At 72.6% G+C, this 17066-nt stretch carries 4 protein-coding genes; all 4 read left to right on the top strand.

Annotation, left to right across the window (positions count from 1 at the left end; translation table 11 throughout):
- The first annotated feature begins 291 nt into the window (after positions 1-291).
- The 4 genes from AB0B90_RS12365 to AB0B90_RS12350 all read left to right on the top strand — a co-directional run bounded on the left by AB0B90_RS12365 (position 292) and on the right by AB0B90_RS12350 (position 17056).
- Positions 292-906: a GNAT family N-acetyltransferase gene (locus tag AB0B90_RS12365; protein WP_350948192.1), complete on the top strand. Its 615-nt coding sequence runs from the start codon at positions 292-294 to the stop codon at positions 904-906.
- A gap of 146 nt (positions 907-1052) precedes the next feature.
- On the top strand, positions 1053-8123 hold the full coding sequence (locus AB0B90_RS12360; protein ID WP_362922434.1) for an amino acid adenylation domain-containing protein: 7071 nt from the start codon (positions 1053-1055) through the stop codon (positions 8121-8123).
- Entirely contained in the window at positions 8120-11305 is a 3186-nt protein-coding gene (locus AB0B90_RS12355; protein WP_362922432.1) for an amino acid adenylation domain-containing protein, read from the top strand. Before AB0B90_RS12360 ends, AB0B90_RS12355 begins: the two co-directional genes overlap by 4 nt.
- A gap of 309 nt (positions 11306-11614) precedes the next feature.
- Positions 11615-17056, top strand: a complete 5442-nt coding sequence (locus AB0B90_RS12350; protein ID WP_362922430.1) for an amino acid adenylation domain-containing protein — start codon at positions 11615-11617, stop codon at positions 17054-17056.
- Positions 17057-17066: the final 10 nt, after the last annotated feature.

Genomic DNA, 17066 nt, shown 5'->3' with positions numbered 1-17066 from the left:
AGACGCCGGAAGACCACCTGGGGCGATGACCCCGCCCGTCTCCCGTGAAAACCCCGGAGCCCTCCTTCGGGCGAGTGGGCGAGCCGGCGCTCCCGCCCGCCCTCGTGAAAACCGTCGGCCCCGCCCTCCGTCCACCTTCGCGGACCGGCACCGCGAGGCCCGAGGCGTCCTGGAGGGACCGGCGGGAGACGGCGTACCGCCGACTTCGGCTTCCCAGGCACGAATGCGGGCTCCGCGGGCGGAGTAGGTTGCTCGCAAGTCGTGTCAGACGGCGTAACGGGAGGTGGCGGCATGGAAGCTGCGGGGAACGGCCGGGCCGGGCGGGGTGAACTCGATGTCGGGTTCGGTGCCGGGCGGGTGCGTCTTCCGGAGCGGGTGAGGCTCAGCGGGCACGGGGTGGTGCTGCGGGAGTGGGAGGACGGCGACCTGGCGGCGATGGTGAAGCTGTTCGACGACCCGCAGGTGGCGTACTGGACGCCGCTCGTCTCTCCGTTCGACTTCGAGGCGGCGCGCGCCTATCTGGAGCGTGCCAGGCGGCGGCGGGCGTCCGGGGAGCGGATACAACTGGCGATCACCGTGGACGGAGGCGAGCCGGCCGGTGAGGTGCTGCTGATGATGAGCGGGCTCGGTCTGGACGTCGCGGAGATCGGTTACAGCCTGGGAGCCGCCTACCGAGGGCGAGGGCTCGCCTCGGAGGCGGTACGGATGATGACGGAGTTCGCCAGGAAGACGGTGCGTGTCTCACGGCTGCTGCTGGAGATCGAGGACGCCAACGCGGCGAGCGTGGCGGTGGCCCGTGCTGCGGGGTATCGCCTCACCGACGCGCCACCGGTCCCCACGGAGGAAAAGGGACGATCAATCATGTTGCGGACATGGGAGTACGAGGAGCCCCAGACTTGCGGATGAGTCGTGTGTGTTGTTGATCTCGACTCGGTCAGACAGATATGTATGAATGTCATTAATCACGAGGAAAGGTAAGCGGTCTGGAGAGATCCGACGCGCTCCCCGGCCGCGGAGCCCGTCTCAGCCCCACCCCCCGAAAGTGAGCCACGTTGACGTCCTCGCCTGGCCGATCCCTGAGCAGCACCCAGCTTTCCGACGCCAAGCGAGCACTACTGGAGAAACGGCTGCGCCGTCGCGCGCCGGACCCGGTGTTCACGATCCCTCGTCGCCCCCCGGGGCGAGGGGCGCCGCTGTCCTTCGGGCAGGAGCGGCTGTGGTTCATGGACCAGTTCGCTCCCGGCACCGCCGCGTACACGATCCCGATGACGTTGCGGTTGACGGGGCCCCTGGACGTCGCGGCGCTGGAGCGGGCGATCGCGGCGGTGGTCGCCAGGCACGAGAGCCTGCGGACGCGTTTCCCCCCCGACGAGGACGGGCGCCCGACCGCGGTGGTGGAGGAGCGGGTCGAGGTCCCGTTGGAGAGGGCCGAGGCGGACGGCGAACGGTCCGCGATACGGCTGGTGAGCGACGCGGCCGCGCTGCCGTTCGACCTGGCGCGGGGGCCGCTGCTGCGGACGCTGCTGGTACGGGTGGGCGGCGGGAACGCCGACCCCCCTGGCGCTCCGGACGCGGCGAAAGCCGGGAAGCCGGGAGAAGGCGGGACCGCGGAGGACACCGCGGGCGCCGAGGATCACGTGCTGCTGGTGGCGCTGCACCACATCTGCGGTGACGGCTGGTCCACCGACATCCTCGCCGAGGAGCTGGGGGCCTGTTACGCGGGGACGGAGCTTCCCGAGCCGCCGTTGCAGTACGGCGACTACGCGCTGTGGCAGCGGGAACGGCCGGCCTCCGAGGCCGCCCTGTCCTACTGGCGGTCGCGGCTCGCCGGGGTGGTGCCGCTGGAGCTTCCGCTGGACGGGCGACGTCGGGGCGAGCAGACGTTCGCGGGGGCCTCACACGGTTTCACGCTGGGACCGGAACTGGTGGAAGGGCTGACGCGGCTGGCACGGGAGTCCGGCGCGACCCTGTACATGGTTCTGCTCGCGGCCTACCAGGTGCTGCTCGGCCGGTACGCGCGCCAGGACGACTTCGCGATCGGCTCCCCGGTGGGCGGGCGCCCCCGGCGGGAGCTGGAGAGCGTGATCGGCATGTTCGTGAACGTGCTCGCGATGCGCGCGGACCTGTCGGGCGACCCGGGGTTCCTGGAGCTGCTGGAGAGGGTCAGGCGGACCACGACGGAGGCGTACGAGCACCAGGAGCTGCCGTTCGAGCAACTGGTCGGGGAGCTGGGCATCGAGCGGGACGTGAGCAGGTCTCCGGTGTTCCAGGCGGTGTTCGCGCTGCAGAGTTACGGGCGCAGGGAGGGGACGCGCTGGCCGGGGTTGTCGGTGGAGCCCTTCGACTTCGAGGCGAGGGCGACGCGTTTCGACCTGGAGCTGTTCCTGAGCGAGCAGCCGGACGGGATGGGCGGGCTCTTCGTCTACAACCGCGACCTGTTCGACGCGGCCACGATCGAGGGGATGGCCGCGCAGCTGGAGACGCTGCTGGGAGCGGTGACGGCCACTCCGGCGGCGCGGATCTCGGAGCTGGACGTCCTTCCCGCCGAGGAGCGGGACCGGGTGCTGGCGTGCGCGGCGGGTCCCGGGGAGCCGTACCCGGACGGGGCGACGCTGGGCGGGATGTTCGAGGCGCAGGTGGCCAGGACGCCGGGGGCGGTGGCGCTGGAGTTCGAGGACGAACGCCTGACGTACGCGCAGCTGGAGGCGCGGGCCAACCGGCTCGCGCACCGGCTGCGCGGGCTGGGGGTGGGGCCGGGCTCGCTGGTGGCGGTGTGCGCGGAGCGGTCGGTCGAGCTGGTGGTGGCGCTGCTGGGGGTGGTGAAGGCCGGGGGTGCGTACGTGCCGCTGGATCCGGAGTATCCGCCCGAGCGGCTGGCGTTCATGCTGGCCGACGCGGCGGTGCCGGTGCTGCTCGCGCAGCGGGCGGTGCTCGACGTAATCCCCGAGGATCCGGGGGGCGCGCCTCCCGCCGGCTCGGTGGACACCCTCGCGGATGCGGAGGCCGCGAGGATGCCCCGGGACGGCGGGATGACGACGGTCGTCCTGGACGATCCGCTGGACGGGCCGGACACGCCCGTGGAGCCGTCGGCGACCTCGGCCGACGCGGCGTACATGATCTACACCTCGGGGTCGACGGGACGGCCCAAGGGGGTGCCCAACACGCACGGGGGCATCCGCAACCGGCTGGGCTGGATGCAGGACGTCTACGGGCTGACCGGCGACGACGCGGTGGTGCAGAAGACCCCGGCGGGTTTCGACGTGTCGGTGTGGGAGTTCTTCTGGCCGCTGGTGACGGGCGCGCGGCTGGTGCTGGCCCGTCCCGGCGGGCACAGGGACGCGGCGTACCTGCGGGACCTGATCGTGGACCGCGGGGTGACGACGGCGCATTTCGTCCCCTCGATGCTCGCGGCGTTCCTGGAGGAGGAGGGCGTCGAGGTGTGCGGGTCGCTGCGCCGGGTGGTGTGCAGCGGCGAGGAGCTCACGGCGCACGTGGCCGAACGCTTCTTCGCGCGGCTGCCGGGGACGGGGCTGTACAACCTGTACGGGCCGACGGAGGCGGCGATCGACGTGAGCCTGTGGCGGTGCCGCCCGGGTGACGCGACGGTGCCGATCGGGCACCCGGTGCGGAACACCTCGCTGTACGTGCTGGACCGCCACCTGCGGCCGGTGCCCTTCGGGGTTCCCGGTGAGCTGCACATCGGCGGGACGCAGGTGGCGGTGGGCTATCACGCCCGGCCCGGCCTGACGGCCGAGCGGTTCGTGCCCGACCCGTTCGGGACGGCGGGGGCACGCCTGTACCGGACGGGCGACCTCGTGCGGCTCCGCCGCGACGGCGCGATCGAGTTCCTGGGGCGGATCGACCACCAGGTGAAGATCCGCGGGCAGCGGATCGAGCTGGGCGAGATCGAGACGGTGCTGCGCGGGCTCGCGGGGGTGCGCGAGGCGGTGGTGACGGTGCGGGAGGACGGCGCGCCGGGCGACAGGCGGCTGGTCGCGTACGTGGTGCCCGCCGCCGTGACGACGGGCACGGCCGGGGACGGTCCGGCGAGGGCGGAACCGAGCGGGACCGCGACCGACAGGACGGCGGCGAACGGGACGGCGCTGGACGAGAGGGCGCCGGGCGAGACAGGAGCGAGCGGGACCGCGCCGGGCGAAGCGGCACCGGGCGGGACAGCGTTGGGCGGGACAGGACCGAGTGGGACGGCGCCAGGCGGGACGGTGCTGGACGGGACGGTGCTGGACGGGACGGAGTTGCGGCGGGCGTTGAAGGTGACGCTGCCCGAGCACATGGTGCCTTCGGCGTTCGTGGTGCTGGACGCGCTGCCGCTGAGCCCGAACGGCAAGCTGGATCGCGGAGCGCTGCCCGCGCCGGAGCGGCGGGCCGCCGAGGCGGCGGGAGCAGGTGCCGAGCCGCGGACGCCGGTGGAACGGGCGATCGCCGACATCTGGCGTGAACTGCTCGACGTGGAGTCGGTCGGCGCCGACGGTGACTTCTTCGAGTTGGGCGGTCACTCGCTCGTCGCGATCCAGGCGGTGGCGCGGATGCGCAAGGCGCTGCCGGTGGTCGGCGGGCGCGCGGTCGGGGTGATGGACCTGTTCAAGCATCCGACGGTGCGCGAGCTGGCGGCCCTGGTGGAGCGGCCCGCGGGTCCCGCGGGGCCGCGCAGCCTGCTGTACGAGCTGACCAGGCCGGGACCCGCGCTGATGACGTACGTGTGCATACCGTACGGCGGCGGCAGTCCGCTGATCTTCCAGCCTCTCGCCGACGCGCTTCCCGACGGGTGCTCGCTGCACGCGCTCGCCTTCCCCGGGCACGACCCCGGGTTGCCCGACGAGGAGACCAGGCCGATCGACGAGGTCGCGGACCTGTGCGTGACCGAGATCCTGCAGAACGTCGAGGGCCCCCTCGCCCTGTACGGGCACTGCGGCATCGGCGGCGCGCTCGTGGTGGAGGTGGCGCGGCGGCTGGAGGAGCGGGGCCGCGCGCTGGAGGCGGTGTACATCGGGGCGATCTTCCCGTTCGCCAAGCCCAGGGGCAGGATCGCCGGGCCGCTGGCGCGGCTGACGCGCTACGACCGGTTGCGCGGCGACCGGGTGTACGAGAACCGGATGAGGTCGATGGGCACCGACATCTCCGGGCTCGACGACGAGCAGATCCGGTTCATGGTGCGCAACCAGCGGCGTGACACCCTCATCGCGGAGGAGATCTTCACGCGGGTGCTGGCCGAACGGGTGGAGCGGCTGCGGGCACCGGTGATCTCGGTGGTGGGCGAGCAGGACCCGACGACCGACTACTACCAGGAGCGTTACCGGGAGTGGCACTTCCTGAGTGACACCACGGCGCTGGTGATCCTGGACGAGGCGGGCCACTATTTCCTGAAATATCGCGCTGCGGAGCTGTCGGAGATCCTCACCAACACCCACATCGCGATGGGGTACGGCGCGGCCGGCACCCTCGACCGGCCCTCGCGGGGTCCCGGGGCCGGCTGGTGGGTCGAGGAGGTCTCCGTTCTCTCCCCCGGCCCGGATCTCGCGCGGGAAGGGGACTGCGAGGGCGCGCCCGACTCCGTGACGGTCGCCGCCTCTCCCGAAGATCCGGACTCGGAAAAGAAGGACGCGGCCGTCGGGAGTGCGGGTTCGGCGGGCGGAGGCGGTCTCGGGAGAACGAACGGAAACGGCGTCGGGAGAACCAACGGGAGTGGCCCGGGACGAGCGGCGGGTCGTGGGAAAGCGGGGGCCGCACGTCCCGGCACCGGGCCACAAGCCGGGTCACGAATCGGGTCACGAATCGGGTCACGAATCGGGACGAAGGCACCGCCGCCGAGCCTGCGGCGGTTCCTGGTGGTGGCGGGGTTCCAGCTGGTGTCGATGGTGGGCACCGCGGTCACCGACTTCGCGATCCCGGTGTGGATCTACCTGACCACCGGGTCACTGGTGGACTTCGCCCTGTTCGTCGCGTTGTCGATCATGCCGGGAGTGGTGATCGCGCCACTCGCGGGGGCGATCGTCGACCGGTCGAGCCGTCGCTCGATGATGATCCTCGGCAACTGCATGGCCGGGGGCACCCAGCTCGTCCTGGGCGCCCTGTTCTGGACGGGCACGCTGGAGATCTGGCACATCTATCCGCTCACCGCGTGCCTGTCGATCGCGCTGATCTTCCAGCGGCTCGGCTTCACCACCGCGCTCCCCCAGCTCGTCCCCAAGGAGTACATGGGGCACGCGGCCGGGGTGGTGCAGATGGTGATCGGCACCGCGCAGTTCGCCGCACCGCTGCTGGCCGTCGCGCTGCTGTCCGGCATCGGCCTGGGCGGCATCCTCGTCGTCGACGTGGCGAGTTTCCTCCTGGTGCTGGGCGCCCTGCTGCTCATCCGCTTCCCCGACACGATGGCGCACTCGCCCAGGGAACCGCTCTCGAAGGAGATCGCGCAGGGGTTGCGGATGTCGATCGGCAACCGCCACCTGCGGGCGGCGATGATCTACTTCGCCTCGCTCAACGTGATGCTCGCGGCGCTGCTGCTCTCGATAACCCCGCTGGTGCTGTCGTTCTCCACGCTGACCGTCGCCGGGCAGATCTCCTTCGTCGGCGGCCTGGGCGGGGCGCTGGGCGGCATGGTGATCGCGCTGTGGGGCGGGCCGAAGCGGCGGCGGATGCGCGGGGTGATGCTGGCGACGCTGGGACTCTCGGTCTTCGCGGTGATCACCGGGTTGCGGCCCTCGGCGTGGGTGGTGGGCATCGGGGCGTTCGGCCTGTGGGGCTGCCTGTCGATCGTGAACGGCACCTTCCTGACGATCATCCACACGAAGGTGCCCCAGCGTTTCCACGGCCGCGTGCAGTCCCTCAACCAGATGGTGTCGTGGTCGACGCTGCCGATCGGCATGGCGGTGGTCGCGCCGCTGGGCGAGCGACTGCTCAACCCGCTGCTGGTGCCCGGCGGCGCGCTCGCACCGACGGTCGGCTCGGTGATCGGCGTCGGGCCCGGCCGCGGCGTGGCGCTCATGTACATCGTGCTGGGCCTGGGCATCGCGGTGCACGTGCTGATCTCGATGCGCACGCGGGTGCTGTCGACGTTCGACGACGAGATGCCGGACGCCCCGGCGGACGACCTGGTCGGCGCCCAGATCCTGCGGGAGCGGGCGGGCAACCGGGTGAGCGTGGCCTGGACCGCCCCCGCGTTCGCCAAGGCGATCACGATGCCGCTGTCGCCGGAACGCGCACAGGTGCTGCTGCGCACCCCGTATCCGGACGCGGAGGTGCGGGAGGTCGTGCTGCGCACCGGCGGGGAGATCAGCGCGGTGTACGAGGTGAGGTGCGCCGACCGCGACCTCATCGTGAAGATCTACCCCGATGTGCTGACGGCGCGGCTGCACAAGGAGGTGCACGTCTACGAGCTGCTGCGCGGCAGCGGCGCCTCCTGTCCCGAGATGGTGCACTGGGACGTCTCGCGACGCGACCTGCCGCACGCGTACGCGGTGATGACGAAGGTTCCCGGCCGCCCGCTGTCGGAGGTCTCCGGCGGGCTCTCGGCTGCGGAGATCGCGGGTCTGTACCGGGAGATGGGCCGCACGCTGCGGGCGGTGCACGGGGTTCGGGTGGAGAGGTTCGGGCCGATCGACGGGCCGCAGGAGAGCTCCAACGAGGCGTACGTGGGCGGGCAGCTGGACCTGAGGCTCGCGCAGTTCGTCGAGTTCGGCGGGGATCCCGAGCTGCACGCGGAGCTGAGCGCCCACGTGCGGCGCGACCGCCACCTCCTGACGCGCTGCGACGCGCCCGTGCTGTGCCACAACGACTTCCACGAGCGCAACGTCATGGTCACCGGGAGCGAAGGCCCCGGTAGCCCGCTGCGGATGACCGGGGTCATCGACATGGAGAACGCGCTGGGCGGCGACCCGCTGATGGACCTGGCGCGGACCGACTACTTCGCGGTCAGGGGTGACGCGGAGCGTCGGCGGTACCTGCTCGAGGGGTACGGCGACCTGCCCGGCGACTGGCCGGAGCGCCTCGCGTTCTACCGGCTCTGCCACGCCCTGGAGCAGTGGCACTGGCTGGCCACCCTGGGCGAGACCGCCGCCCTGCCCGTGATCGCGGAACAGCTTCGTGAGTGTCTCAAGGAGAAGGTGTGACAGACGTCTTTCCCGCCTCGTTCGCCCAGGAGCGGATCTGGTTCCTGCACGAGCTCCTGCCGGACCTGGCCGTGTACAACATCCCCGTCCGCCTGGAGGCGACCGACCTGCGGCCGGTGGACCCCGATCTCCTGGAGCGGGCCCTGGCGGTGCTCGTGAACAGGCACGAGTCGATGCGGACGTCGTTCGAGCTGCGCGACGAGCAGGTCGTGCAGACGATCGCGGACCGGGTGCCGGTCTCGGTGGCCAGGACCGACCTTTCCGGACTGCCCCCACGGGAGGCGGCCGAGGAGTTCGAGCGGGTCGCGGCGGCGGAGGCGCGCGCGCCGTTCCGGCTGGACCAGGCCCCGCTCTGGCGGGTGCGGCTGGTGACGATGGGCGGCGAGGAGTGGCGGCTGCTGCTCGTCCTGCACCACACGATCTTCGACGCCTGGTCGTCGACCATCCTGTGGCGGGAGCTGGTGGAGGTCTACCAGGCGCTGCGCGAGGACCGCGACCCCAAGCTGCCCGAACCGGCGATCCAGTACGCCGACTACGCGGTCTGGCAGCGCGACCGGCTGGGCGGCGGCGAACTGGACGGCGACCTGGCCTACTGGCGGGAACGGCTGCGCGGCAGCGTACCGCTGGAGCTGCCGTCCGACCGGCCGCGCCCCGCGGAGATGAGATACACCGGCTCGGTGCTGGACTTCGCGGTGCCGGAGGAGCTCACCGAGCGGGTGGGCGCGCTGGCGAGAGGGCGGAACACCACGCCGTTCACGGTGCTGCTCACCGCGTTCTCGGTGCTGCTGGCGCGCTGGAGCGGGCGGAGCGACGTCGTGGTGGGCTCCCCCGTCGCCGGGCGGGAGCTGCCGGAGCTGGACGCGCTGATCGGCATGTTCGTCAACACGCTGCCGCTCCGTACCGACCTGGGCGGCGACCCCGCGTTCGACGAGGCGCTGGACCGGGTCCGCACGACCGTGCTCGAGGCGTTCGACCACCAGAACGTGCCGTTCGCGAAGCTCGTGGAGGCGGTGAGCCCGCCCCGCGACCCCGGCAGGACGCCGCTGTTCCAGGTGGGGTTCAACCAGATCGCGGTGGACGCGCGCGGCCGGTACGGCAACGGCACCTCCAAGGCCGATCTCACCATGGAGCTCCACAATCCGGACGGCAGGCTGGAGGGCTGGGTCGAGTACAGCACGGACCTGTTCGACGAGGACACGATCCGCCGCCTGGTGTCGGCGTACCTGACGCTGCTCGGCGCGGCCGTCGACGACCCGGGGCTGCCGATCTCCCGGCTGCCGCTGCTGGACGGGGCCGAGCGTGCCCGTCTGCTGTCCTCCTGGCACGGCCCCGAGGCCGCCTACCCGCAGCGCTGCCTGCACGAGCTGATCGCCGAGCGGGCGCGGCGGACGCCGGACGCCCCCGCGGTCGTCTCCTCGGAGGGGACGCTCACCTACGGGCGGCTTGAGGAGCGGGCGAACGCGCTGGCCCGGCGGCTGCGCGAGCGCGGGGTGGGGGCGGAGAGCCCGGTCGCCGTGTGCCTGCCGAGGAGCGCCGAGCTGATCGTGGCGCTGCTCGCGGTGCTGAAGACCGGTGGCTGCTACGTGCCGCTCGACCCGGAGTATCCGAAGGAGCGGCTGGGGCTCATGCTGGCCGACTCGGGGACTCGTCTGCTGCTGACCCGCGCGACGCTGGTGGAGCGGCTGCCGTCCAACCATCCCCCGGCGATCCTGCTCGACGCGATGCCCTCGGGCGGAACGTCCGAGTTCGTCCCCGACCCCGTCTCCCCGGACTCGCCCGCCTACGTGATCTACACCTCGGGGTCGACGGGGGTGCCCAAGGGGGTGGTGGTGCCGCACCGCGGGGTGGTGAACCTGGTCACCGCCCTGGGGTTCACCGAGCGGGAGCGGATGCTGCTGCTCACCTCGCTGTCGTTCGACATCGCGGCGCTGGAGATCTTCGGCCCGCTCACGGCGGGCGGCGCGGTGGTGCTCGCTCCCCCGTACGGCACGGGCCGGCTGGGCGAGCTGGTGGCGGAGGCGGGGGTGACGACGGTGCAGGCGCCGCCGTCGGTGCTGGAGGAGATCCTGGAACGGCTGCCCGCGGGGCTGCCGCGCGTGTTCAGCGGCGGGGAGCCCCTCCCGGTGTCGCTCGCCGGGCGGATCCACCGGGTCACCGACGAGCTGTGGAACCTCTACGGGCCGACGGAGACGACGATCTGGTCGTTCGCGCACCGGGTGCCGAAGGGCACGGAGTCGATGTCGATCGGCATGCCGGTCGCGGGCACCACCGCGTACGTGCTGGACGAGGCGATGGAGCCGGTGCCCTCCGGTGTGGTGGGGGAGCTGTTTTTGGGCGGCGACGGGGTCGCCCGCGGCTACCGGGGGCGGCCGGGGCTGACCGCCGAGCGGTTCGTCCCCGACCCGTTCGGCCGGGGTGGGCGTCTCTACCGGACGGGTGACCTCGTGCGGCGGCTGCCCGACGGCACCCTGGAGTTCCTCGGACGCGCGGACGACCAGGTGAAGGTGCGGGGGGTGCGGATCGAGCTGGGCGAGGTGGAGGCGGCGCTGGCGGCCTACCCGGGGGTGCGCCGGGCGGTCGCCGCGGTCAGGGACGACGCCCCCGGCGGCCGGGCGCTGGTCGCGTACCTGGACATGGACACGGACGCCGAGACGGGCGCGGGCACCGGGGTGAGCCCGGCCGCGGGCGCCGGGAGGGGCGCGGAGGCGACGGCCGGGGAGCTCAGGGCGTTCCTGGCGACGCGGCTGCCCGCCACGATGGTGCCGAGCCTCTTCGTGCCGGTACGGGATTTCCCGAAGCTGCCCAACGGCAAGCTCGACCGCGCCTCGCTGCCCTCCCCCGTCTCCGAGGAGGTCCCGGCGGCACCCACGAGACCGGGCACGGCGAGTGAGGAGCTGGTGCACGAGATCTGGTGCGAGGTGCTGGGCAGGAGCGGCATCGGGATCGACGACGACTTCTTCGACGTCGGCGGGCACTCGCTGCTCGGTACCAAGGTCGTCGCCAGGATCTGCTCGACGGTGGGCGTCGACCTGCCGCTCAACGCCCTGTTCACCACGCGCTCGGTCCGCGGGCTCGCGCTGGTGGTCGAGGAGTGCCTGGCCGCCGAGATCGACCGGCTCACGGACGAGGAGGCCGAGCGGATCGCCGAGGAGTACGACCACAATGACGGCGGGGTGAACTAGGACCGAAATAGGTATTTAGGACACTTGCTCTTGGTAGCCTCCGGCCACGGCCGGTGTCCACGGAGTGAGACGCTTCACGACGCACGGAAGCGGTAGGTCACCTTCCGTTCACCGGATCGCCACCAACTGCGGCGATCCCGGAGCGTCACGACGCTCGAAGATCTTCCCCTACGGCCGAAACCGGCATTACGCCACACGTTTAACTTTCAATCCTTGACTGTCCGATGACGCAAATAATAGGAATGACCTGGCTTATTGCTTGTGAATACTTGGCAGGGCAAAAACCCTGTTTGGGGCTATGGGGGGTGGATGCTCGAAGCGATGCGGGGGGACTCGTCGTCCGCCTCTTTGCCCGGTCCGTCATTCACCTCACCGGCTCCCGCGCCCGTCGCCTGGACGACCGGGCCACCCCACATCGCCCCGGACGCGCTGCTGTGCGACCTGATCGTCGCCCAGGCGGCGCGTACGCCCTCCGCGCCGGCGATCCGCCAGTGGGACGCCGGCCTCACCTACCGCGAACTGGTCGACGCCGCCACCACGCTCGCGCTGCGATTACGTGCCCTCGGGGTGGGCCCTGAGGATCGGGTCGGGCTCTGCGCCAGGCGCACACCGCTGATGACCGTCGCCGCCCTCGGCATCATGATGGCGGGCGGCGCGTACGTCCCTCTCGACCCCGCGCATCCACGCCGGCGACTCGACGAGGTCCTCGACGACGCGGGCATCGCGGTCGTCGTGGCCGACGGCCACGGCCGCGCGATGCTGGACGGATGCGGGCGCCCCCTGGTCGAGCCGGAGACGGGCGTCGCGGCCGTGTCCGAAATTACTTCCGGAACCGCCTCCGGGCCCTCTGCCGTAACGGGGACGGGAAGCGGCGAGAACGTCGGCGGCGGTCCTGCGCTGCCGGGGAACGCCGCCTATGTTCTGTACACGTCCGGATCGACCGGGCGGCCCAAGGGCGTGGTGGTGAGCCACGCCTCCGCGGTCGCGTTCGCCTCCGCCGCGACGGCCCACTTCGGCCTGGACGGCACATGCCGGTCGATCGCGTTCTCCGCACTCGGCTTCGACGTCTCGGTGCTCGACATGCTCGCGCCGCTCACCGTGGGCGGCTGCGCGCAGCTGGTGCCGGACGAGGACAGGACCGACCCGGCGCGGCTGCAGCGGTTCCTGGAGGCGCACGACGTCACCTGGGGGTTCGTCCCGCCCGCACTGCTGCCGCTGGTCGACCCGGCCCGGCTGCCGCACCTGCGCGACCTGATCACGGCAGGGGAGCCGCCGGGTCCCGAGCAGGTGGCCCGCTGGTCGGCGCACACCCGTTTCCACAACTGGTACGGCCCCACGGAGACGACCGTCTGCGTGGTCGGCACCGAGCTGTCGGGGACCTGGGAGCGTTCGCTGCCGATCGGGCACCCCCTGCGCGGCTGCCGGGCGCACGTCCTGGACGAGGACATGCGCGAGTGTCCCGTCGGCGTCCCCGGCGAGCTGTACATCGGCGGGCCTCAGGTGAGCCGCGGCTACCTGGGCCTGCCCGGCATGACGGCCGAGAGGTTCGTACCCGACCCCTTCGAGTCCGCGCCCGGCGCGCGGCTCTACCGCACCGGCGACCACGTCGCCTGGCAGGCGGACGGCCGGATCGCCTTCATGGGGCGGCTGGACCGGCAGGTGAAGATCCAGGGACAGCGGGTCGAGATCGGCGAGGTCGAGTCCGTGGTGCGGGCGCACCCCGAGGTGACGCAGGCGGTGGTCGACGCCCCGGGCGAGCTGGTCGCCTACGTCGCGCCGCTGGACGCTCCCGGACTCGCGGCCCTGCGGGTGCACTGCGCGGGACGGCTGCCGATCTACATGTTGCCCACCCGCGTGGTGCACGTGCCCGCCCTGCCGCTGAACTCCTCGGGCAAGGTCGACCTCGCCGCCCTGCGCGACCTCGCCGGGCAATCCTCGGGCACCTCCCGGAACACGACCGGCGACCGGGACGGGGACGGGGACACCGCAGGGGGCACGGCCGGGAACACGGCCGGGGGTACGACCGGCGGCGCGGCCGGGCTCTCGGAGCTCTCAGGGCTGGCGGGGATCTGGGCACGGGTGCTCGACGCGCCTCCCCCCGGCCCCGACGACGACTTCTTCGAACGCGGCGGGCACTCGTTGCGGGCGATGCGCCTGGTGTCGGCCATCAGGGCGGAACTCGGCAGGGACGTCTCGGTCGAGGACGTCTACACGGCCCGCACCTACGGCGCCCTCTCGTCCGGTGTCGAGAACGCCCCCTTCTCCGACGTCGAGAACATCCTCTCGTCCGGCGTAGAGAACGCCGGCGCGCGGGACACCGCGCCGGCGGGAGAGACCCCGCCGGCGAGGACCTCGGCGAACTCGGCGGGCTCGGCGCCCCCCACGCTGTCGCCCGCGCAACGACGCATGTGGTTCGTGGAGCGACTCGCCCCCGACACCCCCGCCCACAACATCGCGATGGCCGAGCGCCTACGCGGCCCGCTGGACCACGGCGCGCTGCGCAGCGCCCTGGAGTCGGTGGTGGCGAGGCACGAGACGCTGCGCTGGCGGATCACCTCCCGCGACGGCGTGCCCCACGTGTCGGTCGTCCCGCCGGGCGAGGTGCCGCTCCCGCTCGACGACCTCTCGGCGCTCGCCCGTCCCGAGACCGCTCCGGAGACGACTCCGGCAAGCACGTCGAAACCGGCTTGGGAGACCGCGCCGAAGACGGTTCCACAGAGCACACCGGAGACGACTCCGGGGAGCACGTCGAAACCGGCTTCGGAGAGCGAGCCGGAAGCGGTTCCGGAGACCACGCTGAAGACCGCTCCGGAGAGCACACCGGAGGCGGCTCCGGAGGCCGCACTGCAGAAGGCTCTTGAAACGATTCTGGAGACGGAGGCGCGGACGCGGTTCGACCTGGCGCGCGACCCGCTGCTGCGAGCCAGGCTGATCCGACTGGCCGAGGACGACCACGTGCTCGCGGTGACCGCGCATCACATCGTCTTCGACGGCTGGTCCCAGGACGTCTTCTACCGTGACCTGAGCGCCGCCTACCGCGGCGACCTCCAGGGGCCGACGGGTGCGTCCTTCGCCGACTACGCGCGCTGGGCGAGGGAGCGGTCGGACGGCGACGGGGTCGACTGGTGGCGTGAGCACCTGAAGGACGCCCCGATGGTGCTCGACCTGCCCAGGGACACCCCGCGCCCTCCCGTCCAGACTTTTTTTGGAGCGCTCCGAACAGCGGAGATTGACAACGAGACCGCAGATCGTGTCAGGAGGCTCGCGGTCCGGCTGGGGGTCACCCCGTACCCGGTGCTGCTCGCCGCCTTCGCGCAGCTGCTCTCCAGGCTGTCCGGGCAGCGGGACCTGCTCGTCGGCACCCCGTACGCCGACCGGGGGCACGTCGCGTTCGAGTCGCTGATCGGCATGTGCGTGCGGATGCTGCCGCTACGGCTGCGTCAGGACCCCGGGGTCTCGTTCGAGGAGCACGTGAGGCGCTGCCGCGACGAGCTCGCCGAGGTCGTCTCCCACGGCGACGTACCGCTGGAGCGCGTCGTGGAGGCGCTGCGCGTCCCGCGCGACCTGGGACGCAACCCGGTGACGCAGGTGCTGTTCAACATGTACAACTTCGCCGAGGCCAAGCTGGACCTGCCCGGGTGCGTGACCGAACCGCTGCCCGCCGGGCTGCCTGGCGCGCTGTTCGACCTGACGATGTACGTCAGCGAGCGCGGCGACGGATACGCCCTGCAGCTCGTCTACAACCCCGACCTGTTCTCCGCCGCCAGGATGGACGCCCTGCTGGCCGGTTACACGCACCTGCTGGGCGACCTGCTCGCCGACCCGGGACAGGCGGCGCGCGAGGCCCGGCTCACCCCGGGAGAACCTGCCGCCGCGCTGCCGGTCTGGGACGGTCCCGGGCCGCTGGACACCCTGCACGGCGACGTCGTGGTGGAGGGAGCGGGGCGGAGCCTGGGACACGCGGAGCTCACCGCGCTGCGCCACCGTACGACCTCGGCGCTGCGCGCGGCCGGAGTGGAACCCGGCCAGGCGGTCGCGGTGCTCGCCGCGCGGGTCCCCGAGCTTCCCGGGCTGCTGCTGGGAGTGCTGGCCGCCGGGGCCCGCTGGGTGATCCTCGACCCGGCGCACCCGGCTCCGGTGCTGGCCCGCCAGGCCGCCGCCGCCGGCGCCGTGGCGGCCCTGCGCTGTCCGGGCGCGCCCCCTCTGACGGGCCTTCCGGAGATCGAGCTCCCGCAGACCCCGCCTCAGAAAACAGCACGGCCCGCGACCGTACCACCGGCCGAGAACGGACCGGCCGGTGACGGAGAGCCGCCTGCGGACGCGGCGAAGCAGGAGAACGACGCGCGGAGCGGCGGAACGCCGTGGGAGCCGCACCCCGAGCGGGGCTATCTCTCGCTCACCTCGGGGACCACCGGCGACCCCAAGCCGGTGGTGACCGGTGAGGGGCCGCTCGCCCACTTCGTCGCCTGGTACGCGGCGACCTTCGCGGTGACCCCCGCCGATCGCTTCGCCCTGCTGTCGGGCCTGGCGCACGACCCCGCGCTGCGCGACGTGTTCGTGCCGCTCGCCACCGGCGCCCGGCTGTGCGTGCCGGAGGGGGACCTGCTGCGCGACCCCGTCCGGCTGGTCGCGTGGCTGCGCGAGCACCGCGTCACCGTGGCGCACCTGACCCCGCAGCTGGCCAGGATGCTCTGCGGGACCGGCGCGGTGCTGCCCGAGGTGCGGCTGGTGGCGACCGGCGGCGACCGGCTCACCCACGCCGACGCCGCGCGGCTGCGCCGCCTCGTCCCCGCCGCCCGGCTGGTGGCCTTCTACGGCACCACCGAGACCCCGCAGGCCCACGCCTGGTACGAGATCCCCTCCGGGGTGCGTGAGAGCGCCGAACCCGTCCCCGCCGGACGTGGCATCGAGGGCAGCGAGCTGGTCGTGACCGCCGAGCACGGTGGCCGGGCCGGGGTGGGTGAACTGGGCGAGGTGGTCGTCCGCAGCGCCAACCTGGCGAACGGCTATCTCGACGCCGAACTCACCCGGCGTCGCTTCACCGGTGACGCCTTCGCCACCGGCGACCTCGGCCGCCTCAACCCCGACGGGACCGTGACGATCGCCGGACGGCGCGACGACCAGGTGAAGATCCGCGGCTTCCGGGTGGAGCTGGGCGAGGTGGAGGCGGCCCTGTCGGCCCACCCCGAGGTCCGCGCCGCCGTCGCGGTGGCCGACCGGGACGAGCGGCGCGAGACGGTGCTGCACGCCTACGCGGTGCCGCGCAGGCCGGGTCCGGCCCCGCCGGGGCTGCTCGACCACCTGCGCGCGGTGCTGCCCGAGCACGCGGTGCCCGCCGAGGTGTTCGTGGTTCCCGCGCTCCCGCTCACCCCCAACGGCAAGGTCGACCGCGCCGCGCTGCGCCGGCCCGTGTCCCGGCCGGGAGGCGAGGCGGGCGGGGAGGTGTCCGGCCCGACCGAGCGGGCCGTGGCCGAGGTGTGGCGGGCCGTGCTCGGCGTGCCTCGGGTGGGGGCGGCCGACAACTTCTTCGAGATCGGCGGCCACTCGCTCGCGATCGCCGCCGTCCAGGCCCGCCTGGGCAGGGCCCTCGGCAGGGAGATCCCGATCGTGGACCTGTTCCGCCACCCGACCATCCGCGCCCTCGCCGCGCACCTCGACGGCGGGGGCCCCACCGCTGGCCTCGACCGCGCCGCACGGCGGCTCGCCGTGCGGCGAGACCGCCTCAAGGACCGCTCAAGGAAGCCGAGCTGACAGCCGCACG

The organism is Streptosporangium sp. NPDC049078, assembly GCF_040648855.1.
Classification (GTDB): domain Bacteria; phylum Actinomycetota; class Actinomycetes; order Streptosporangiales; family Streptosporangiaceae; genus Streptosporangium.
This window is presented reverse-complemented; position numbering and strand designations above follow the sequence as displayed.